The sequence below is a fragment of the Streptomyces muensis genome (assembly GCF_021474425.1).
In the GTDB taxonomy this organism is placed as follows: Bacteria; Actinomycetota; Actinomycetes; order Streptomycetales; family Streptomycetaceae; genus Streptomyces; species Streptomyces muensis.
Window position 1 is genome coordinate 1 of sequence record NZ_JAKEIP010000070.1, and the last position, 21,592, is coordinate 21,592.

General features: G+C 71.2%; 15 protein-coding genes and 1 pseudogene. 9 read left to right on the forward strand and 7 right to left on the reverse strand.

Annotation, left to right across the window (positions count from 1 at the left end; translation table 11 throughout):
- The 3 genes and pseudogenes from L0P92_RS18690 to L0P92_RS18700 form a co-directional block, all read right to left on the reverse strand.
- Positions 1–147 (reverse strand): annotated as a pseudogene (locus L0P92_RS18690) (class F sortase); the annotation flags it as partial.
- Positions 148–289: 142 nt separating this feature from the next.
- Entirely contained in the window at positions 290–808 is a 519-nt protein-coding gene (locus L0P92_RS18695; protein ID WP_234763883.1) for a hypothetical protein, read from the reverse strand.
- A gap of 448 nt (positions 809–1,256) precedes the next feature.
- Positions 1,257–2,912, reverse strand: a complete 1,656-nt coding sequence (locus L0P92_RS18700) for a M4 family metallopeptidase (protein WP_234763884.1) — start codon at positions 2,910–2,912, stop codon at positions 1,257–1,259.
- Positions 2,913–3,024: 112 nt separating this feature from the next.
- On the opposite strand from L0P92_RS18700, the gene L0P92_RS18705 reads away from it, so the two are divergent.
- Positions 3,025–3,483 carry a gamma-glutamylcyclotransferase family protein gene (locus L0P92_RS18705; RefSeq protein WP_234763885.1) on the forward strand — a complete coding sequence of 153 codons (459 nt, stop codon included), beginning with the start codon at positions 3,025–3,027 and terminating at the stop codon, positions 3,481–3,483.
- On the opposite strand, the gene L0P92_RS18710 is transcribed toward L0P92_RS18705, so the two are convergent.
- Positions 3,443–5,674 carry a molybdopterin oxidoreductase family protein gene (locus tag L0P92_RS18710; protein ID WP_234763886.1) on the reverse strand — a complete coding sequence of 744 codons (2,232 nt, stop codon included), beginning with the start codon at positions 5,672–5,674 and terminating at the stop codon, positions 3,443–3,445. The genes L0P92_RS18705 and L0P92_RS18710 overlap by 41 nt on opposite strands.
- Positions 5,675–6,064: 390 nt before the next feature.
- Between L0P92_RS18710 and L0P92_RS18715 the strand changes: the two genes are divergently transcribed.
- The 3 genes from L0P92_RS18715 to L0P92_RS18725 are packed head-to-tail and all read left to right on the forward strand — an operon-like array spanning position 6,065 to position 9,728.
- Complete coding sequence (locus L0P92_RS18715) at positions 6,065–7,702, forward strand: amino acid adenylation domain-containing protein (RefSeq protein WP_234763887.1); 1,638 nt, start codon at positions 6,065–6,067, stop codon at positions 7,700–7,702.
- Positions 7,699–8,946 (forward strand): FNR domain-containing protein, encoded by a 1,248-nt coding sequence (locus tag L0P92_RS18720; RefSeq protein WP_234763888.1) that lies wholly within the window; start codon positions 7,699–7,701, stop codon positions 8,944–8,946. The genes L0P92_RS18715 and L0P92_RS18720 overlap by 4 nt, the downstream gene beginning before the upstream one ends.
- A gap of 14 nt (positions 8,947–8,960) precedes the next feature.
- Positions 8,961–9,728 carry an enoyl-CoA hydratase-related protein gene (locus L0P92_RS18725; RefSeq protein WP_308289735.1) on the forward strand — a complete coding sequence of 256 codons (768 nt, stop codon included), beginning with the start codon at positions 8,961–8,963 and terminating at the stop codon, positions 9,726–9,728.
- Between the two features lie 64 nt (positions 9,729–9,792).
- On the opposite strand, the gene L0P92_RS18730 is transcribed toward L0P92_RS18725, so the two are convergent.
- Entirely contained in the window at positions 9,793–10,485 is a 693-nt protein-coding gene (locus L0P92_RS18730; RefSeq protein WP_234763890.1) for a SanA/YdcF family protein, read from the reverse strand.
- A 223-nt stretch (positions 10,486–10,708) separates the two neighbouring features.
- On the opposite strand from L0P92_RS18730, the gene L0P92_RS18735 reads away from it, so the two are divergent.
- From L0P92_RS18735 to L0P92_RS18755, 5 genes are all read left to right on the forward strand, one after another.
- Complete coding sequence (locus L0P92_RS18735) at positions 10,709–11,581, forward strand: sirohydrochlorin chelatase (protein ID WP_234763891.1); 873 nt, start codon at positions 10,709–10,711, stop codon at positions 11,579–11,581.
- A 147-nt stretch (positions 11,582–11,728) separates the two neighbouring features.
- The gene (locus L0P92_RS18740; RefSeq protein WP_234763892.1) at positions 11,729–12,982 is read left to right on the forward strand and encodes a deoxyguanosinetriphosphate triphosphohydrolase; all 1,254 of its coding nucleotides are present in this window, start codon (positions 11,729–11,731) and stop codon (positions 12,980–12,982) included.
- A 156-nt stretch (positions 12,983–13,138) separates the two neighbouring features.
- Positions 13,139–14,404, forward strand: a complete 1,266-nt coding sequence (locus tag L0P92_RS18745) for an NAD(P)/FAD-dependent oxidoreductase (RefSeq protein WP_234763893.1) — start codon at positions 13,139–13,141, stop codon at positions 14,402–14,404.
- 29 nt (positions 14,405–14,433) lie between these two features.
- The gene (gene dnaG, locus L0P92_RS18750; RefSeq protein ID WP_234763894.1) at positions 14,434–16,338 is read left to right on the forward strand and encodes a DNA primase; all 1,905 of its coding nucleotides are present in this window, start codon (positions 14,434–14,436) and stop codon (positions 16,336–16,338) included.
- Positions 16,339–16,419: 81 nt separating this feature from the next.
- On the forward strand, positions 16,420–17,727 hold the full coding sequence (locus L0P92_RS18755; protein ID WP_234763895.1) for an RNA polymerase sigma factor: 1,308 nt from the start codon (positions 16,420–16,422) through the stop codon (positions 17,725–17,727).
- Between the two features lie 133 nt (positions 17,728–17,860).
- Here the strand turns inward: L0P92_RS18755 and L0P92_RS18760 are convergent, their stop codons facing one another.
- Both L0P92_RS18760 and L0P92_RS18765 read right to left on the reverse strand, forming a co-directional pair.
- Positions 17,861–19,789 carry an ABC transporter ATP-binding protein gene (locus L0P92_RS18760; protein WP_234763896.1) on the reverse strand — a complete coding sequence of 643 codons (1,929 nt, stop codon included), beginning with the start codon at positions 19,787–19,789 and terminating at the stop codon, positions 17,861–17,863.
- Complete coding sequence (locus tag L0P92_RS18765; RefSeq protein ID WP_234763897.1) at positions 19,789–21,522, reverse strand: ABC transporter ATP-binding protein; 1,734 nt, start codon at positions 21,520–21,522, stop codon at positions 19,789–19,791. Before L0P92_RS18765 ends, L0P92_RS18760 begins: the two co-directional genes overlap by 1 nt.
- Positions 21,523–21,592 lie beyond the last annotated feature (70 nt).

The following is a 21,592-nucleotide window of genomic DNA, read 5'->3' on the forward strand; positions in this document are numbered from 1 at the left end:
GCGGGGGTGCGGGTCGCCCTGCGCGGCGGACGGCTGCGGCGGGGCGTGGGTGGCGGTGCCGTTGCGCAGCAGCCAGGCGCCGGAGCACAGGGCCAGGACGGTGACCGCGGCTATGACGCCGTTGCCGACGTTCCGCTGACTGCGCACGCGAGCCTCCTGAAACTCTCCTCCAGGGCCGGATCCGGACGACAGCCCTGGCCGCCCGATCCCCCTCCGGGCCGCGAGGGGCGTCGGACCCGGAGGGGGAGGGGACATGCGGTACCGGCGGACGGACAGCGGAGGGTGTCCGTCAGATCCCGTCGCCTCTCGCCCGGCGATGCAGGAGCCAGGTACCGCCCGCGGCGGCGACGGCGAGAGCCGTCACGCCGGCCGCGGTCTGCACGGGGTCACGGCCGAACGCGCCGCCGACCCCCGTCTTCACACTTCCCCTCGGATGCACCTGCCCCGGCGTCGCCGTCAACGTGACCACCAGGTCACCCGCGACCCGCCGACCGCCGTCGGCACAGGTCGCGACGATCTCGTACGTCCCCGGCTGCGCGCTCGGCGGCACCCGGAACCTCCCGCCCCCGTCCTCGTCGTCCGAGCCCGGCGCCAACGTGAAGGGACCGGCACCCACCGCACTGGCATCGCCGGCCGCACCGCCGTCCCGGCACGCGCCGGTGTTCACGGTGACCTCCCCGCCCGGCACGACGGATGCCGGATGCATCTTGAGGCCCCCGCTGTCATCCCCGTGCGCGGGCGCGACGACGAGCCCCACGGCACCGACGGCCAGCGCGGTCCCGGTCAGCAGACGGGCGGTACGTCGCATCGATGCTCCTCCGAGCGCACGGACCCACGACCCGCGACACCCCCAAGTGCCGCCGCCTCGGCCGAGCCCCTGCTCTTCCGAGGTAAGGGGCAGAGGGGCGGGAGCGCTTGTCGAGAAGACGCCGGAGACGGGGTGAACGGGTGGCCCGGGGGAGGCGCGGCGCGCCGATACGGGGGTGTTTCAGCAGGTCATCGCCGTATCGAGGGCGCGTCGGGGAAGAGAAGCCGTTGGTGGAGGGCCGGGGGCGCGAACGGGTGATTCTCCGAAGGAGGTCAGCAGGTTACGGAGAGAAGGCCGCCGTGCAGCATGCCCCGGGCGGCCACTACAACGCGGCCACCACTCCTCCCACATCACCCCAGCCAACCCAAAGGGGCGCGGGGAACTGCGCGACCAGCCACAGATCACCCGCACCCGGCCACGCACCCCGCACCCCTACGGCGAGCCCCCCTCAGCCCACATTCACCGCCTTCCAGGCAGCCCCCACAGCCCCGTACTCCACACTCCCGGCCCCATAAAGATCCTTCGCCGCACTGAGCATCGAAGCCCGGGCCCCCGCATAGTTCGTCGAGGACGTCATGTACACCGTCAGGGCCCGATACCAGATCCGCCCCAACTTCTCCCGCCCGATCCCCGTCACCGAAGACCCGTCACAGGTAGGCGAGTCGTACCTCACCCCGTTCACCGTCCGCGCCCCACTGCCCTCGGCCAGCAGATACGCGAAGTGGTTCCCGACCCCCGACGAATAGTGCACGTCGAGATCCTTCGTCCCCGCGCTCCAGCAGTCCACCGACACACCGTCCTTCGACGGCTTGTCCATGTACCGCAGGGCATTCCGGGGGAACCCGGACCGCACGATCTTCTCGCCGATCAGATAGTCACCGGGGTCGGCGGAGTTGCCCGCGTGGAACTCCACCAGCGTGCCGAAGACATCCGACGTGGCCTCGTTCAGCCCGCCGGACTCGCCCGAGTACGTCAGCGCGGCCGTCTTCGACGTCACGCCGTGCGTCATCTCGTGCCCGGCGACGTCCAGCGACACCAGCGGACCGAGCTGGGTGCCGTCACCGTCGCCGTACGTCATGCAGAAGCAACTGTCGTCCCAGAAGGCGTTGTTGTAGTCCTTGCCGTAGTGCACCCGGTTGAACGACCCCTTGCCGTCACCCGCGATGCCCTTACGGCCGTGGACGTCCTCGTAGTAGTCCCACGTCATGTCCGTGCCGTACTGCGCGTCCACGGCGGCCGTGGAGCGGTCGGTCGCCGCGCCCGTGCCCCAGTGGTTGTCGGCGTCCGTGAACACCGTCGACGGGGCGCGGCTGAGACAGACGGTGAGGACGCACAGGTCCGTCTTGTTCGCCGCGTCACCGGTGTACGTGCCGCCGCGCGTCGCGTCCTTCAACTGGTACGTCGATCCGGACGCCGTCGTCTCCAACGGCACCGTGCCCCCGTACAGCGACTTCCCGTCGCCGGCCACATGCTCGATGCTGTCCCACGCGTCGATCTTCGCGCCGGTGCGGGCATCGTTCAGCGTGGTGCGGGCGACCGGGTTGCCGGCCGCGTCCTGGGCGACGGCGTCGGTCCGCCAGGCCAGCTTCGGGGCGCCGTGCAGGGCGTCGACGACCAGCTCGGGCCTGGACGTCAGCCGCTTCAGCGTCTCGCCGACGTTCGCGGCCCGCAGCACGGCCGCCGCGAGGTCGGCCGCCTTCGGCGCGGAGACCTTCGGCGTCACGCCGGCCAGGGAGATCGCGTCCCCGGTGGCGCGCGAGGCGCCTCGGTACGTGCCGTCCTTCGCGAGATGGACGACGAAGTCGCCGCCGAGGACGGGCAGTTGGCGGTACGTGCGGTCGTAACGGACGTGCTGCCTGCCGTCCGAGTCCACGATCACGTCCCGCACGCTGGTGCCCTGAGCGGCCGTCAGCCCCAGACTCCCCGCCCGGTCCTTGAGGGCCGCCGCCGCGTTCTCGATCGCGGTGGCCCTCGTCGGACTCTCGTCCGCGCCGGCTGTGGGGGAGATCGCGGTGGCCAGCAGGGCACCGGCGGCGGCGACGATGCCCGCCGTGGCGAGTCGGGAACCTCGGATGTGCGGCCGTATTCGCCGTATTCGGCTCATCGGTCTCCTTGAACTGGGGCGGGCGCAGAGGATGCCCAAGATTCAAGGGGGCGTGCACATGCCGTGACCAGGGTGAATACGTGGAGGTGTGTGAGGGGAGAGAATCGTTTCCGTGACCCTCTCTCCCCGACTCCCGTTCTTCGTCTACGGCACCCTGCGACCCGGAGAGCCCAACCACGACCACTTCCTGCGCGGGCGCACCCTCACCGAGGAAGCCGCGCGACTGGCCGGAGCGGTGCTGTACGACGGCCCGGGCTACCCGTACGCCGTCGAGGAAGCGGGCGGCGGCGGCACGGTGTACGGCGAACTCGTCACCGCCCGGCCCGAGGAGTACCCCGCGCTCCTGGCCGCCCTCGACCGCCTGGAGGAGTACGCCCCGGACGACCCGCGCAACCTCTACGAACGCGTCGCCCGCGAGGTGCTTCGTGACTCCGACGGAACGGCCGTATCGGCATGGGTCTACGTCGCGGCCCCCACTGTCGCCGCCCGCCTGCGCACGCGGGGCAGGCTCATCGACAGCGGCGACTGGGCTACGGCTTCACGGCCTCCACGCGCACCGCACACGCCTTGAACTCCGGCATCCGTGACGTCGGGTCCAGCGCCGGGTTGGTCAGGGTGTTGGCGCGGCCCTCGCCCGGCCAGTGGAACGGCATGAAGACGGTGTCCGGGCGGATGCCGGTCGTGATGCGGGCGGGCGCCACCGCCCGGCCCCGGCGCGAGACCACGGCCACCGGGTCGCCCTCGGCGGCTCCGAGCCGCGCCGCCAGCCGGGGGTGCAGCTCCACGAACGGGCCCGGCGCGGCGGAGTTCAGCTCGTCGACGCGGCGGGTCTGGGCGCCGGACTGGTACTGGGCCACGACCCGGCCGGTCGTCAGGAGGACCGGGTACTCGTCGTCGGGTTCCTCGGCGATGGCGCGGTACGAGACGGGGACGAAGCGGGCACGTCCGTCGGGCGTGGCGAACCGGTCGAGGAAGAGGCGGGGCGTGCCGGGGTGCGCCGGGGCGATGGTCTCGGCGTCGGGTGCGTCCGGAGCGTCGGGTGCGTCGGGTGCGTCTGACGCGTCCGGTGTGTCCAGCGACGCATCCTCACCGTCCCCGGCGCTCTCCCCGGAGGCCTCGACGCCCTCGGCATCCCCAGCGCCAGGCACTGCCGGGCAAGGCCAGAACACCCCGTTCTCCTCCGCCAGTCGGCGGTACGTGATCCCCGAGTAGTCCGCTGCCCCGCCCGCACTCGCCCGCCGCAGCTCCTCGAAGACCTCCTCGGGGTCGGTCGGGAAGCCCTTCTCCAGGCCCCGTTCCCCGCCGAGCCGCGCGGCGAGCTCGTGCATGACCTCCAGGTCGCTGCGGACGCCGTCCGGCGGGGTGATCGCGCGCCGCCGCAGCAGCACCCGGCCCTCCAGGTTGGTCGTCGTGCCCGTCTCCTCGGCCCACTGCGTCACCGGCAGGACCACGTCCGCGAGCGCCGCCGTCTCCGACAGCACCACGTCGCACACCGCCAGGAAGTCCAGGGACTTGATCCGGTCCTCGATGTGCGCGGCACGCGGCGCCGACACCACCGGGTTGGAGCCCATCAGCAGCAGCGACCTGATGTCCGTGCCCAGCGCGTCCAGCAGCTCGTACGCACTGCGTCCCGGCCCGGGCAGGCTGTCCGGGTCCACGCCCCACACCTCGGCGACATGCCGCCGCGCGGCCGGGTCGTCCAGCTTGCGGTAGCCGGGCAGCTGGTCGGCCTTCTGGCCGTGCTCGCGCCCGCCCTGCCCGTTGCCCTGCCCGGTGAGACACCCGTAGCCGCTCAAGGGCTGCCCAGCACGGCCCGTCGCCAGGCACAGGTTGATCCACGCGCCCACCGTGTCCGTGCCCTTGGCCTGCTGCTCGGGTCCGCGCGCGGTCAGCACCATCGCGTGCTCCGGCTCGCAGAACAGCCGTACGGCCTCGCGGAGTTCCGGAACGGACACCCCCGTGATCCGCTCCACGTACTCCGGCCAGTGCGCCATCGCCGCGGCCCGCGCGTCCTCCCAGCCGGCCGTGCGCTCCTGGACGTACTCCTCGTCCACCCGCCCCTCGGCGACGACCAGGTGCAGCAGGCCGAGGGCCAGCGCGAGGTCGGTGCCCGGCCGGGGCATCAGGTGCAGGTCGGCCTGTTCGGCGGTCTTCGTGCGGCGCGGGTCGACGACGATCAGCGTGCCGCCGTTCTCCTTCAACTCGTTGAAGTAGCGCAGCGACGGCGGCATCGTCTCCGCCAGGTTGGAGCCGACGAGGATCACACAGCCCGTCTTCGGGATGTCCTCCAGAGGGAAGGGCAGGCCGCGGTCCAGGCCGAACGCCTTCATCCCGGCCGCGGCCGCCGACGACATGCAGAAGCGGCCGTTGTAGTCGATCTGCGAGGTGCCGAGCACGATCCTCGCGAACTTGCCGAGGCTGTACGCCTTCTCGTTCGTCAGACCGCCCCCGCCGAAGACCCCGCACGCGTCCGGGCCATGTTCCGTACGCGTGCGTGCCAGGCCCTCGGCGACGCGGTCCAGTGCCTCTTCCCAGGTGGCGGGCACGAGCGCGCCGCCCGAGCGGACCAGCGGCGAGCTCAGGCGGACGCCCGCCGCCAGCACCGCGGGTGCCGTACGGCCCTTGCCGCACAGCGCTCCCTTGTTCACCGGGAAGTCCGGGCGCTCGACCACCGTGACGCCCCCGTCCTGCGAGGGCGTGAGGTTCATACCGCACTGCAGGGCGCAGTACGGGCAGTGCGTGGGCGTCACGGAGTTCGGCATACCGTTCAGCGTGCTTCCGGCGTGTTACGTGCGCGGCGGCTCCCTGTTACGCGGCCGGGACGGTGACCTCCCCGTCGCCGCCCGGCCGCGGTGAGCTCCGCTTGTAGTCGCCGCTGGGTGGGGAGTGGGTTGCCGTTGGTGTGGAAGTCGCCTCTTGTGTCTCATTCCGTACCGTAGTTGGCTGGTCACGCCTTGTTGAGAGTTGAAGGGGCGGGACTACAGTCGTTCGTCTGCGGCGCCGTCGTGGCTGGTCGCGCCCCGCGGCGGAGCCGCATATCGATACAGCCCCGCGCCCCTGAAAGAGGGGCGTTGCCCGCCCGGCGCGCCGTATCTCCGCACGGCGTTCGAAATACCGCATCTCGAAACAGCCCGTCAGGAGGTTCTCCGACCATGCCTGCGCACCCTCCGGGCCCTCTGGGCCACCTCACCCCCCGCGACCAGCACCTCTTCTGGCGATACGGACGGGGCCCCACCGTCCCCGTCTCTGATCCCTTCCTCCATCGCGCCGTCGAGCGGTGGGCCGCCATCGACCCGTACGCCGTCGCCGCCGAGCACCAGGGCGCGACGATCACGTACGGCGAACTCGACCGCCGCGCCGACGCCCTCGCCGCCCGCCTGGTCCGTGAGGGCGTACGGCCCGGTGATCACGTCGGACTCTTCGTACGCCGCTCGATCCCGATGCTCGTCGGCCTGCTCGGCATCCTGAAGGCGGGTGCCGCCTACGTCCCGCAGGACATCGGCCTCGCGCCCCCGACCCAGCTCGCCCATGTCGTCAGCGCCGCCCGCACCCGCGTCGTCCTCACGGCCGCGGAGCACGCCCACCGCGTACCGCTCCCCGACGGCCACCTGGTGATCACGCTGGACGCGCCACAGCCGTACGCACCGGCGCCCCGCCCGCCGTTACACCCCGACCACGGCTGCTACGTCCTCTTCACCTCCGGCACCACCGGCCGCCCCAACGGTGTGAAGGTCACCCACCGCAACGTCGCCAACATCCTGCTCACCGAACCCGGCGGCCTCGGCATCCGCCCCGGCGACCGTGTGGCCCAGCTCCTGAACGTCGCCTTCGACATGGCCGCCTGGGAGATCCTCGGCTGCCTCACCCACGGCGGCACCCTCGTCATCCGCGGCAAGGACACCGCGGCGGCGGCCCGTACCGCCGACGTGATCATCGCGACCCCGACCGTCCTGTCCGGCCTCGACCCGGCGGCCTGCCCCCGTGTCCACACGGTCGCCGTCGCCGGAGAGCCCTGCCCCCGCCCGCTCGCCGACCGCTGGGCCCGGCAGGCCGCCTTCCACAACTGCTGCGGCCCGACCGAGACGACCATCGTCAACACCATGCACCGCCATCGCCCGACCGACCCCCTCCTCACCATCGGCCGCCCGACCCCCAACAACACGGTCTACGTCCTCGACGCCGACCGCCGTCCGCTGCCCATCGGCGAGGTCGGGGAGATGTGGGCGGGCGGCGACTGCGTGTCGGCGGGATACCTCGGAAACGACGCCCTCAACGCCGAGCGCTACGCCCCGGACCCCTTCCTCGGCGCCGGCCACCGCATGTTCCGCACCCGCGACCTCGGCCGCTGGACGCCGGACGGCGAGCTCGAACACCTCGGCCGCACCGACGACCAGGTCAAGGTGCGCGGCTTCCGCGTCGAACTCGACTCCGTCTCCTCGGTGCTGGAGTCGGTCGAGGGCTGCGCGCGGGCGGTGACGCTGCGGCGCGACGCCCGTTCCCTGGTCTCGTTCGTCTGCCCGGCGGACGTCGACCCCGACACGGCCCGGCGCGCGGTGGCGGACGCGCTGCCGTACTACTGCGTGCCCGAGGATGTCATGCCCCTGCCATTCCTGCCGGAGACCGACCGCGGCAAGATCGACAAGCAGGCGCTGCTGCGGATGGCGGGGGAGCGGACGGCGGAGGGGCGGACGGCGGAGGGGCGGACGGCAGCAGAACGGACGGCGGAGGAGCGGGCGCCAGCAGGGCGGGCGGCGGATCAGCGGTCGGCACTTCAGGGGGCGGCCCGATGACCACGTCCCTCAACCGCCGGGCCGTCGATCTGCCGCCGCTGATCCCGGCCCCGCGCCGGCTGCTCAAGCACCCCCGGCTGATGCACTACAACCGACTGGCGGCGCTGGTACTCGTCGCCAACCTGGCCTTCCTGTGGGCGAGTTGGTCCCCATCCCCGCGGACCATGGGCCACGCGGCCCTCGCCGACCTCGCCCTCGCCGTCCTCGTCCGCCAGCAGTACGTCATCAACCTCTTCTTCCGGCTGGCCACCTGGGCGCCGACGACCTGGCCGCTGAAGATCCGCTGGACGCTCGGCAAGGTCTACCACTTCGGCGGGCTGCACGTGGGCGGGGCACTGGCGGGGACGGCCTGGTTCCTGGCGCTGACGCTCACGACGACCGACGCGGCGCTCCTCGTCGTGAGCTGGACCCTGATCGCGCTCCTCGCCGTGATCGTCGCCACCGCCCTCCCGCCCTTCCGCTCCCGCCACCACGACCACTTCGAGAAGATCCACCGCTTCGGCGGCTGGAGCGCCCTCGCCCTCTTCTGGGCGCACACCCTGCTGTCCACCCCCCAGCCGGTCCCGATCACCGTCCTGGCGGTCGTCACCTTCAGCGTCGCCCTGCCCTGGCTACGGCTGCGCAAGGTGGACGTACGCCTCGAACGTCCCTCCCCGCACGTCGTCCTGGCCCGCTTCGACCACGGTGAGACCCCCTTCGCGGGTTCCTCGACCGCGATCAGCCGCAGCCCGCTGAAGGAATGGCACTCCTTCGCCAACGTCCCGGCCCCCGGCGAACCCGGCTTCCGGCTGACCATCTCGCGCGCCGGGGACTGGACGGGTTCGTTCATCGACGACCTGCCGGCCAAGGTGTGGGTCAAGGGCATCACCACGGCGGGCGTCGCCAACATCGAGACCCTGTTCACAAAGGTCGTCTACGTCGCGACCGGCAGCGGCATCGGCCCCTGCCTCCCGCACCTCCTCGCCGCCGAGGTCCCCTCCCGTCTGGTCTGGGCGACCCGCGATCCCCGCGCGACCTACGGCGACGCCCTGGTCGACGAGATCCTCGCCGTCCAGCCGCACGCCCTGGTCTGGGACACCTCCCAGAACGGCAAGCCCGACATGGTGCGGCTCGCGTACGAGGCGTACCGGGACTTCGGGGCCGAGGCCGTCATCTGCATCTCCAACAAGAAGCTCACCTGGCAGGTGGTGCACGGGCTGGAACGGCGCGGGATTCCGGCGTACGGCGCCATCTGGGACTCATGACAGGGAGGGATCCGGTGAACAACCTCAAGATCGAACGCGACGGCGCCGTGGTGACCGTACGCCTGCACCGCCCGCATGTCCGCAACGCCCTCAGCGGCGACCTGCTGGCCGAACTCCTCGACGCGCTGCGTCCGTTGGACGCCGATCCCGAGGTGGGCTGCTTCGTCGTCACCGGCTCGGAGAAGGTGTTCGCGGCGGGCGCCGACATCAAGGAGATGGCGGGGAGGACGGCCGCGCAGATGGCGGCCGAGGACTACTTCGGGGCCTGGGAGGGCTTCACGGCCCTGCGCACCCCGAAGATCGCCGCCGTCAACGGCTATGCGCTGGGCGGCGGTTGCGAACTGGCGATGATGTGCGATCTCGTCATCGCGGGGGAGTCGGCGGTCTTCGGCCAGCCCGAGATCAAGCTCGGCGTGATCCCCGGCATCGGCGGCACCCAGCGCCTGACCCGGCTCGTGGGCCGGGCGAAGGCGATGGACCTGATCCTGACCGGCCGCACGATGGACGCGCGGGAGGCGGGGAGCTGCGGCCTCGTCTCCCGGGTCGTACCGGACGACCGGGTCCTCCCGGAGGCCCTGGAGGCGGCGGCGACCATCGCCTCGTACGGCCGTGCCGCGGTCACGGCGGCCCGCGAGTGCGTCGACCGGGCCCTCGAAACCGGGCTCCGCGACGGCATCCTCTTCGAACGCCGCCTCTTCCACGCCCTGTTCGCGACCGAGGACCAGAAGGAGGGCATGAGCGCGTTCCTGGAGAAACGCCCACCGCGTTTCACCGGCCGCTGAACCCGCGACGAGGGCGCCGGAACGCCGAGGGCGGGAGCAGGGCGACGGCCCCGCTCCCGCCCGATCAGGGAGATCGCTCCGCCGCCAACGCGTTCGTCACTCCGGTCTCCCGCGGCCCCAGGAACCGGGGGTCGGGCTCGAAGACGGCGTCCAGGGCCGCCTTGCCCGCCGCGAAGATCTCCCGGGCGCCGCCGTAGTACCAGGTGGCGTCGTGCTTGGCGTCGACCCCGACGCCGTACGACGTCACCCCCGCCTCCTGGCACAGCGCGACCGCTCGCCGGATGTGGAAGCCCTGGCTGATCAGCACCGCCTCGTCGACCCCGAAGATCTTCTTGGCGCGGACGCAGGAGTCCCAGGTGTCGAAGCCGGCGTAGTCGCTCACGATCCGCGAGTCGGGCACACCGTGCCTGGTCAGATACGTGCGCATGGCGTCGGGCTCGTCGTAGTCCTTGCGGCTGTTGTCGCCGGTGACCAGGACGACCCTGATCCGGCCCTCGCGGTACAGCTCCGCCGCCGCGTCCAGCCGGTGGGCGAGATACGGCGAGGGCTCACCTGCCCACAGACCGGCACCGAAGACGACGGCGACGTCGGTGCGCGGCACGTCCGCGGTGGTGCGCAGCCGGTCACCGGTGACGAGGTACATCCAGGTGGCCGGAAGCAGCCCCAGCACACACCCGGCCATCAGGGCCTGCACCAGCCGCCGCTGTCCCGCGCGGGTGCGCGGCAGACGTGGTCGAGGCAGCTTCGGTCGGCGCATCGGATGGTCCCTCCCCGGTCGGCTCACGGCCCGTTCTCGACAGTCAGGGACGTCCTGCCGGCCCCCGCGGTTCACCCTCCGCGACGTGATCAGCTTCACTAGGACCGGCGAAACCGCAGGTCACATCCGCTCACACCGTCCCTGTACCGCATCGTGAACCCGGTGTAAGAACCCGTCATTCCCGCGAAACGGGAAGGCAACGTCCCGCCGCCACCATCGGTTCATGACGGCGTCGAACCCTCTTCACGACGAGTCCACGACCGCCCACCTCGACAGTACGGCGCACCTCATGAACCGGATCAGCAGCCAGCTCGCCAGCCAGCTCAGCCTCGTCTCCCTCGACGGCAGGCGGCGCGCCGAGCCGCCCGCGCTCGTCGTCGTGGCCCACGGCAGCCGCGACCCGCGCGCCCTGAGCACCGTGCGCACCCTCCTCGACAAGGTCCGCGCCCTGCGCCCCGGCCTGCCGGTCCACCTCGGCCACATCGAACTGAACGAGCCGCTGCTCCCGGACACCCTCGCGGCTCTCGGCGACCGGGAGGCGATCCTCGTCCCGCTGCTGCTCAGCCGCGGCTACCACATCAAGCGCGACATCCCCGAGATGGCCGCCGAGGCCCGGGTACACGCGCGCGTGGCTCCCGCCCTGGGCCCCCACCCCCTGCTGGTCGAGGCCCTGTACGCCCGTCTCGTCGAGGCCGGCTGGCCCACCCGCATGGACGAGCCCACCCGCCGCAGGACCGCCGTCGTCCTGGCCGCCGCCGGCTCCCGAGACCCCGAGTCGAAACTCGACACCTCCCACACGGCCCACCTCCTGGCCAACCGCCTCGGCGTCCCGGTCGTCCCGGCCTACGCCTCGACGGCGACCCCGACGGTCGAGGAAGCCCTGACGTCCCTGGCATCCCGAGGCCGCACAAGGGTGGCCATCGCGTCCTACTTCACAGCACCGGGCCGCTTCGCGAGGGAGTCCGCGCAGGCGGCCCCGTGGCTGGCCTCGGCCCCGTTGGGCACCCACCCCGCCATGGCCCGCCTCCTCCTCCACCGCTACGACCAGATGCTGAACACGCCGGTCACGACAGCTCAGGAACTGGCTTCGGCTTAAATCGCCGGGCGAGGCCACCCACCCAGGGGCGCGGGGAACTGCGCGACCAGCCACCCACAACCCGCACTCGCGAACGAACAACACCCGGCAGGCGACTAGGCGCAACACAGCCCTCCGTTTGTCAGTGTCTGCCCGTACTGTCGGTGCATGCACTACGACGAGTCAGCAGTCGAACGCTGGGCCCCAGAACCCGACAAACGCCCAGGCCGCACGGCCTTCCAACGAGACCGCGCCCGCGTACTGCACTCCGCCGCCCTACGAAGGCTCGCCGGCAAGACCCAGGTGGTCACCCCGGGAACGCACAGCAACGCCTGGGACCCCAGCCCTCGCACCCGCCTCACCCACTCCCTCGAGTGCGCCCAGGTAGGCCGCGAACTCGGCGCAGCCCTCGGCTGCGACCCCGACCTGGTGGAGGCCGCCTGCCTCTCCCACGACCTCGGCCACCCCCCCTTCGGCCACAACGGCGAAGTCGCGCTGAACGAATTCGCCGAGGACTGCGGCGGCTTCGAGGGCAACGCCCAGTCCCTCAGACTCCTCACCCGCATCGAGCCCAAACGGTTCACCCCGGAGGGCTCCGTCGGCCTCAACCTCACCCGCGCCACCCTCGACGCCGCCACCAAGTACCCCTGGCCGAGAGGCGCCCACCCCACCGCCCCGAACTCCCCGAAGTTCGGCGTCTACGAGGACGACCGCCCCGTCTTCGACTGGGTCCGCAAGGACGCCCCCGGCACCCGCACCACCTTCGAGGCCCAGGTCATGGACTGGTCCGACGACGTGGCGTACTCCGTGCACGACGTCGAGGACGGCCTGCACGCCGGCCACATCGACCCGGGCTGCCTGCACGCCGAGCCGGAACGCCAGGCGGTCTTCGCGGTCGCCGTCGGACGGTACGTCCCCGAGGACACCGACCCGGCGGACCTCTCCGCCGCCCTCGACCGGCTCCAGGACCAGGAATGGTGGCCGCACGGCTACGACGGTTCGGCCGTCGCCCAGGCCCGGCTCAAGGACGCCACCAGCCAGCTCATCGGCCGCTTCTGCCTGGCCGCCGAGAGCGCCACCCGCGCGGCGTACGGCGACGGCTGGCTCTCGCGCTACGGCGCCGAACTCGTCGTACCGCACGAGACCCGCCTGGAGTGCGCGGTCCTCAAGGCCGTCGCCGACCGGTACGTCATGCAGCGCGCCGAGCAGGAGCGGCTCCGCGCCGACCAGCGGATCGTCGTCGCCGAACTGGCCGAGGCGCTCACCGTCCGCGCGCCCGACGGTCTCGACCCGCAGTTCCGGGCCCTGTTCGACACGGCCGGGGACGACCGCGCCCGCAAGCGCGTGATCGTCGACCAGATCGCCTCCCTGACGGACGCGTCGGCCCGCTCCCTGCACGCCCGGCTCACGTACCGGGCGTAGCGCCGCTCACCCTCACCCGCGCGGGACGGGTGAGGCCCAAGAGGCGAACGGGCACTCGAAAGTGACCCTGCGTGGCCTGATCGGGTCACCCCCTCTTCCCGCATCACGCTGCGTGCGGGAGGCTCAAGTGGCGGCACCCTTACGAGGAGGCATCAAGTGGTCGACGCGGATCAGACATTCGTCATCGTCGGAGGAGGACTCGCCGGCGCGAAGGCGGCCGAGACCCTTCGCGCGGAGGGCTTCACCGGGCGGGTGATACTGATCTGCGACGAGCGCGACCACCCGTACGAACGGCCGCCGCTGTCCAAGGGCTACCTCCTCGGCAAGGAGGAGCGCGACAGCGTCTTCGTGCACGAGCCCGCCTGGTACGCGCGCAACGACATCGAACTGCACCTCGGCCAGACCGTCGACGCGATCGACCGTACGGCGAAGACGGTCCGCTTCGGCGAGGACGGCACCGTCGTCCACTACGACAAGCTCCTGCTGGCCACCGGCGCCGAGCCGCGCCGCCTGGACATCCCGGGCACCGACCTGGCCGGCGTCCACCACCTGCGCCGGCTCGCGCACGCCGAGCGGCTCAAGGGCGTCCTCACCTCGCTCGGCCGGGACAACGGGCACATCGTGATCGCCGGCGCCGGCTGGATCGGCCTCGAGGTCGCGGCGGCGGCCCGGGAGTACGGCGCCGAGGTCACCGTCGTCGACCACAACCCGACCCCGCTGCACGGCGCGCTCGGCCCCGAGCTGGGCGGACTCTTCGCCGAGCTGCACCGCGAGCACGGGGTGCGGTTCCACTTCGGGCGGCGGCTGACGGAGATCGTCGGCCAGGACGGCATGGTGCTGGCCGCGCGCACCGACGACGGCGAGGAGCACCCGGCGCACGACGTCCTCGCCGCGATCGGCGCCGCTCCCCGCATCGGGCTTGCGGAAGCGGCGGGACTTGAGATCGCCGACCGTGCGCACGGCGGCGGCGTGGTCGTCGACGCACGGCTGCGCACCTCGGACCCCGACATCTACGCCGCGGGCGACGTGGCCTCCTTCCCGCATGCCCTCTTCGACACCCGGCTGCGGGTGGAGCACTGGGCCAACGCGCTGAACGGGGGACCGGCTGCGGCGCGGGCGATGCTCGGGCAGGACATCACCTACGACCGGGTGCCGTACTTCTTCACCGACCAGTACGACCTGGGGATGGAGTACAGCGGATGGGCGCCCGCCGGGTCGTACGACGAGGTGGTGATCCGCGGGGACGCCGGGAAGCGGGAGTTCATCGCGTTCTGGATGAAGGACGGGCGGGTGCTCGCCGGGATGAACGTGAACGTGTGGGACGTCACAGAGCCGATTCAGCAGCTGATTCGCTCGAAGGCACAGGTGAGCACCGAGACCCTCGCGGACCCACACATTCCGCTCGAAAACCTCGTCCCGTAGGTGTCAGTCCGCCCCCGTAGAATTCACGCGTGGCAGGACGGATCAACGACGAGGACGTGAAGGCGGTACGGGACGCGGTCCCGATCGACGCCGTGGTGTCCGAGTACCTCCAGCTGCGAGGCGCGGGCGGCGGGAACCTCAAGGGGCTGTGCCCCTTCCATGACGAGAAGTCGCCGTCCTTCCAGGTCAGCCCGAGCAAGGGACTCTTCCACTGCTTCGGCTGCCAGGAGGGCGGCGACACCATCACGTTCGTGATGAAGGTCGACCACCTCTCCTTCTCCGAGGCGGTCGAGCGCCTCGCCGCCCAGGCCGGCATCACCCTGCGCTACGAGGAGGGCGGGTACAACCCCTCCCACCAGCGCGGCGAGCGCATCCGTCTGGTCGAGGCCCACAAGATCGCCGCCGAGTGGTACGCCGAGCAGCTCGCGACCGGCTCCGAGGCCGACACCGGCCGGATCTTCCTCGCCGAGCGCGGCTTCGACCAGGCCGCCGCCGTCCACTTCGGCGTCGGCTACAGCCCCCAGGGCTGGGACCACCTCACCCGCTTCCTGCGCGGCAAGGGCTTCACCGACAAGGAGATCCTCCTTTCCGGCCTGGCACAGGAGGGCCGGCGTGGCCCCATCGACCGGTTCCGGGGCAGGCTGATGTGGCCGATCCGCGACATCGCGGGAGACGTCGTCGGCTTCGGCGCCCGGAAGCTGTACGAGGCGGACAACGGGCCGAAGTACCTCAACACCCCCGACACGGCGATCTACAAGAAGTCCCAGGTCCTGTACGGCATCGACCTCGCCAAGCAGCACATCGCCAAGACCAGCCGTGCCGTCGTCGTCGAGGGCTACACCGACGTCATGGCCTGCCACCTCGCCGGCGTCACCACCGCCATCGCGACCTGCGGCACGGCCTTCGGCGGCGACCACATCAAGATCCTGCGCCGGCTGCTGATGGACAACGGCTCGGCCCGCGTCATCTTCACCTTCGACGGCGACGCGGCCGGCCAGAAGGCGGCCCTGCGCGCCTTCGAGGACGACCAGAAGTTCGCCGCCGAGACGTACATCGCCATCGCGCCGGACGGCATGGACCCCTGCGAGCTGCGCCTCGCCAAGGGCGACGACGCGGTCTCCGACCTGGTCGAACCCCGCACACCGCTCTTCGAGTTCGCACTGCGCCAGATCGTCGTCCGCTACGACCTCGACACCCCCGCGGGCCGCGCCGCCGCGCTCGACGAGGCCGCCCCGATCGTCGCCCGCATCAAGAACAGCGGCGCCCAGCACGAGGTCGCCGTCCAGCTCGCGGGCATGCTCGGCATCCTCGACACCCAGTTCGTGGTCAAGCGGGTCGCCCAGCTCGCGCGTTGGGCGAGGGAGCGCGGCGGACGCGGCCCGGCCCCGACCTCCCGCGACCCGCAGCAGCCGTACGACGCCGCCCCCGCACTCCGCACCTCCGGCCCCGCCCTCACCCTGCGCAACCCGGTGTACGCCACCGAACGCGAACTCCTCAAACTCGCCCTCCAACGCCCCGAGTTGGTCTCCCCGGCCTTCGACGCGTACGGCGTCGACGAGTTCACCGCCGCCCCCTACGCCGCCGTACGCCAGGCGATCATGGACGCGGGCGGCGCGGAGTACGGCGTCCAGGACGGGCAGGAGTACCTGGTCCGCGTCCGGGACGCCGCCCCCGACGACCAGGTCCGCGCGATGGTCACGGAGCTGGCGGTCGAGGCGATCATGCGCAGGACGGTCGACGAGAACTACGCCGGCGAACAGCTCGTCACCGTGCGCCGGCGCGCCGTCGAGCGCCGGATCCGTGACATCCAGAGCCAGCTGACCCGGCTCGGCGCGGGCGGCGACCCGGCTCAACTGGCCGCCGTACAGAACGAACTGTGGGTGTTGCAGCAGTACGACCAGGCACTGCGGGAGCACGGCGCGGCCGCCCTCTGAGCAGGCGGTCACGGACCGGACGCAAAAAGTCACCGCACGCCCCTCGTGGCGGCGATGTGTCGTACTCCACACTGGGTTCCGGTGCCTGAGTCCTCGGAGCGCGGCCGATCCGTTCCCCACGGGTCCCACACCCCCGCGGTTCCGCTCATCGCGTACGGGACGGACAGCGGCAAGGCCGCCGACTCCGCCCTCGAAGCAGCGCTGCCGTACGCCTCGGCAGCGATCATCCTGGAGGTCGCCCCCGTGCAGACCCAGACCCTCAGCCAGACCGACAGCAGTACGGACGGCACGGAGCCGGACGCGGAGACCGACGTTCTCGTCGCGGTGCCGCCGCAGAGCCGTGTCGCGCACCACCCGGAGGCGGGGCCGGAGGCCTCGCCCGAGCCGGCGGAACCGCCCGCCGACGCCCTGGACGCCGAAGCCGCCGAGCCGGTCGAAGCACCGGTGCCGGCCCGCGCCCGGGCCGTAGACACCGGCGGCCCGTCCTCCGACCTGTTCCGCCAGTACCTGCGGGAGATCGGCCGGATCCCGCTGCTCACCGCGGCCGAGGAGGTCGAACTCGCCCGCCGGGTCGAGGCCGGCCTGTTCGCCGAGGAGAAGCTGAGCAGCACGCCCGACCTGGAGAGCCGGCTCGCCCTCGACCTGGACCGGCTGGTCGTGATGGGCCGCATGGCCAAGCGCCGCCTCATCGAGGCGAACCTGCGCCTGGTGGTCTCGGTCGCGAAACGGTATGTCGGCCGGGGCCTGACCATGCTGGACCTGGTCCAGGAAGGGAACCTGGGGCTGATCCGCGCGGTCGAGAAGTTCGACTACGCCCGCGGCTACAAGTTCTCGACGTACGCCACCTGGTGGATCCGCCAGGCCATGTCCCGGGCCCTCGCCGACCAGGCCCGCACGATCCGGGTGCCCGTCCACGTGGTGGAGCTGATCAACCGGGTCGTCCGCGTCCAGCGGCGCATGCTGCAGGAACGCGGCTACGAACCGACGCCGGAGGAGGTGGCCGGCCATCTCGACCTCCCGCCCGAGCGGGTCAGCGAGGTGCTGCGGCTCGCCCAGGAACCGGTGTCGTTGCACGCGCCCGTGGGCGAGGAGGACGACGTCGCCCTCGGCGACCTCATCGAGGACGGCGACGCGACGTCACCCGTGGAGTCGGCGGCGTTCCTGCTGCTCAGGGAGCATCTGGAGGCGGTGCTGTCGACTCTGGGGGAGCGTGAGCGCAAGGTCGTACAGCTGAGGTACGGCTTGGCGGACGGGCGTCCGCGCACGCTGGAGGAGATAGGCCGCATCTTCGGCGTGACGCGGGAACGGATCCGCCAGATCGAGTCGAAGACCCTCAACAAGCTGCGAGACCATGCTTTTGCGGATCAGCTGCGGGGTTATCTGGACTGATGCCGTCCGCGGGCCCGGTGGGGGCTGGTCGCGCAGTTCCCCGCGCCCCTAAAAGAAGGGCGTGCAGCTAGCGCCCCTTCAGGGGCGCGGGGAACTGCGCGACCAGCCACAACGGACCCGCAGACGCCCGAACTCAGTCCACCTCTGCCACCGCCTGCGCGAACTGCGCCTTGTACAACCGCGCATACGCCCCGTCCGCCGCCAACAGCTCCCCGTGCGCCCCCTGTTCCACGATCGAACCGTTCTCCATCACCAGAATCGTGTCCGCGTCCCGAATCGTCGACAACCGATGCGCGATCACGAACGACGTCCGCCCATGCGCGAGCTTCGCCATCGCCTTCTGGATCAACACCTCCGTACGGGTGTCGACCGACGACGTCGCCTCGTCCAGCACGAGGATCACCGGGTCGGACAGGAACGCCCGCGCGATCGTGATCAGCTGCTTCTCACCCGCGCTGACCCCCGACCCCTCGTCGTCGATCACCGTGTCGTACCCGTCGGGCAGCGTGCGGATGAACCGGTCGGCGTGCGCGGCCCGCGCCGCCTCCTCGATCTCACCCCGGCTGACGTCCCGAGACGCCCCGTACGCGATGTTCTCCGCGATCGTGCCGCCGAACAGCCACGTGTCCTGCAGCACCATCCCGATCCCGGCCCGCAGTTCGTCCCGGGACATCCGGGCGATGTCGACGCCGTCGAGGGTGATACGGCCCCCCGACACGTCGTAGAAGCGCATCAGCAGGTTGACCAGCGTCGTCTTTCCGGCACCCGTCGGGCCGACGATGGCGACCGTGTGCCCGGGCTCCACCTTCAGCGACAGGTCCTCGATCAGCGGCTTGTCGGGGTCGTACCGGAAGGACACGCCCTCCAGCGCCACCCGGCCCCGCAGCTCCTCCGGCCGCACCCCCGGCACCGGATCCGCCTCCTGCTCCTCCGCGTCCAGGAGTTCGAAGATCCGCTCGGCCGAGGCGACACCGGACTGCACGAGGTTCGCCATCGACGCGACCTGCGTCAGCGGCATCGAGAACTGCCGCGAGTACTGGATGAAGGCCTGCACGTCACCGATGGACAGCGAGCCCGACGCGACCCGCAGACCGCCGACGACCGCGACCAGCACGTAGTTGATGTTCGACACGAACAGCATCAGCGGCTGCATCACACCGCTGTTGAACTGCGCCCTGAACCCGGCCTCGTACAGCGCCTCGTTCTGCTCGGCGAACTGCTTCGCCGACTCGTCCTGCCGCCCGAACACCTTCACCAGGGTGTGCCCGGTGTACATCTCCTCGACATGCGCGTTGAGCTTGCCGGTGGAGCGCCACTGCTGCACGAAGTGCGGCTGCGACCGCTTGCCGACCCGCGTGGCGACGACGAACGACAGCGGCACGGTCACCAGCGCGACCAGCGCCAGCAGCCACGACACCCAGAACATCATCGCCAGCACACCGACGATGGTCAGCACCGAGTTGATGAGCTGCCCCATCGACTGCTGCAGCGTCTGCCCGATGTTGTCGATGTCGTTCGTGGCACGGGACAGCACCTCACCGCGCTGACGCTTGTCGAAGTACGACAGCGGCAGCCGCGACAGCTTCGCCTGCGTGTCCTCGCGCATCCGGAACATCGTCCGGTTCACGGCCCGGTTCACCAGCCGCGTCGCCACCGCCATCAGCAGACCGGCGACGAGGAACACGACGAGCGCGAAGAGCAGTACGTTCCCCACCGCGCCGAAGTCGATGCCCTCGCCCGGCGTGAAGTCGGTGCCGCGCAGCATGTCGGCGATCTGGTCGTCGCCGCGCTCCCGCATCGCCGCGAGGACCTGCTCCTTGGTCATCCCGGACTCGAACTGCCGCCCGACGATGCCCGCGAACACCAGGTCGGTCGCCGCCCCGAGGATCTTCGGCCCGGCGACCGACAGACCCACGCTCACGACCACACAGAGCAGCAGCGCGTAGATGGTGAGCCGCTCCGGCTTGAACTGCGCGACGAGCCGCTTGCCGGACACCTTGAAGTCCAGCGAGCGCTGGTCAGGACCGCCCCCGGCCATCATCCGTCCCATGGGCCCGGCCATCAGGCGGCCTCCGCTTCCGTCAGCTGGGAGAGCACGATCTCCCGGTAGGTCTCGTTGTCCGCCATCAGCTCGTGGTGCCGGCCCGTGCCGACGACCCGCCCCTCGTCGAGGACGACGATCCGGTCCGCGTCCCGGATGGTCGCCACCCGCTGGGCGACGATGACGACGGTCGCCTCGGCGGTCTCACGCGCGAGCGCCGCCCGCAGCGCGGCGTCGGTGGCGTAGTCGAGGGCGGAGAAGGAGTCGTCGAAGAGGTAGATCTCCGGGCGCTGTACGAGGGTGCGGGCGATGGCGAGGCGCTGGCGCTGACCGCCGGAGACGTTCGTGCCGCCCTGCGCGATGGGGGAGTCGAGCCCGTTCTCCAGCCGCTCCACGAACTCCTTGGCCTGCGCCACCTCCAGCGCGTGCCACAGCTCCTCGTCCGTGGCGTCCGGGTTGCCGTAGCGAAGGTTGGTCGCCACCGTCCCGGCGAACAGGTACGGCTTCTGCGGGACCAGGCTCACGGTCCTCGCCAGCAGCCGGGGATCGATCGCCGACACGTCCTCGCCGTCCACGAGCACCTGCCCGTCGGTCGCGTCGAACAGCCGCGGGACGAGCCCCAGCAGGGTCGACTTGCCGCTGCCCGTCGAGCCGATCACGGCCGTCGTCTCGCCCGGCAGCGCGACCAGGTCGATCGCCTTCAGCACCGGCTCCTCGGCACCCGGGTAGCGGAAGCCCGCGCCCCGGATCTCCAGATGACCGTGCCGGCGCAGCTCCCGCACGGGCGCCACGGGTGGTACGACACTCGACTCCGTGTCCAGGACCTCCTGGATGCGCTCGGCGCACACCTCGGCGCGCGGCACCATCATGAACATGAAGGTGGCCATCATCACGGACATGACGATCTGCATGAGATAGGCGAGGAACGCGGTCAGGTCACCGATCTGCATCCCGCCGCTGTCGATGCGGTGCGCCCCGAACCAGACCACCGCGATGGACGACAGGTTCACCACGGTCATCACGATCGGGAACATCAGCGCGAGCAGCCTGCCGGTGCCCATCGCCATGTCGGTGAGGTCGGCGTTGGCCTTGCGGAACCGCTGCTGCTCGTACTCGTCGCGCACGAACGCGCGGATCACCCGGTTGCCGGTGATCTGCTCGCGCAGCACCCGGTTCACCGTGTCGAGCCGCTCCTGCATGCTGCGGAACAGTGGCCGCAGCCGCCGTACGATCAAGGTCACGCTGATACCGAGGACGGGCACGACCGCGACCAGCACCGCGGACAGCGGCACGTCCAGACCGAGGGCCAGCACGATGCCGCCCACGCACATGATCGGCGCCGACACCATCAGCGTGAACGTCATCAGCGCCAGCATCTGCACCTGCTGGACGTCATTGGTGGTCCGGGTGATCAGCGAGGGCGCGCCGAAGTGGCCGACCTCACGCGCCGAGAACGACTGCACCCGGTCGAAGACCGCGGCCCGCACGTCCCGGCCCAGCGCCGCCGCGGTCCGGGCGCCGTAGTACACGGCACCGATGTTGCACACGACCTGCGCCAGCGAGATGCCGATCATCAGGGCGCCGTAGGACAGGATGTAGCCGGTGTCGCCGTTGACGACGCCCTGGTCGATGATGTCCGCGTTCAGCGTGGGCAGGTAGAGCGTGGCGCAGGTCTGCAGGAACTGCAGCAGCACCAGCCAGGCGAGAGGTTTTCGGTAGGGCCTGAGGTAGGTCCGCAGAAGTCGTATGAGCACGCTGCTTCTCTCGGAGTGGGCGGATCGTCGATGGGGGCCTTTGGTTGCCCCTGGCCCCTATCGTCGAACA

Coding starts and splice junctions, on each gene's coding strand:
- L0P92_RS18695 (WP_234763883.1), bottom strand. CDS start 808: ATGCGACGTACCGCCCGTCTGCTGACCGGGACCGCGCTGGCCGTCGGT.
- L0P92_RS18700 (WP_234763884.1), bottom strand. CDS start 2,912: ATGAGCCGAATACGGCGAATACGGCCGCACATCCGAGGTTCCCGACTC.
- L0P92_RS18710 (WP_234763886.1), bottom strand. CDS start 5,674: ATGCCGAACTCCGTGACGCCCACGCACTGCCCGTACTGCGCCCTGCAG.
- L0P92_RS18715 (WP_234763887.1), top strand. CDS start 6,065: ATGCCTGCGCACCCTCCGGGCCCTCTGGGCCACCTCACCCCCCGCGAC.
- L0P92_RS18720 (WP_234763888.1), top strand. CDS start 7,699: ATGACCACGTCCCTCAACCGCCGGGCCGTCGATCTGCCGCCGCTGATC.
- L0P92_RS18730 (WP_234763890.1), bottom strand. CDS start 10,485: ATGCGCCGACCGAAGCTGCCTCGACCACGTCTGCCGCGCACCCGCGCG.
- L0P92_RS18735 (WP_234763891.1), top strand. CDS start 10,709: ATGACGGCGTCGAACCCTCTTCACGACGAGTCCACGACCGCCCACCTC.
- L0P92_RS18740 (WP_234763892.1), top strand. CDS start 11,729: ATGCACTACGACGAGTCAGCAGTCGAACGCTGGGCCCCAGAACCCGAC.
- L0P92_RS18760 (WP_234763896.1), bottom strand. CDS start 19,789: ATGGCCGGGCCCATGGGACGGATGATGGCCGGGGGCGGTCCTGACCAG.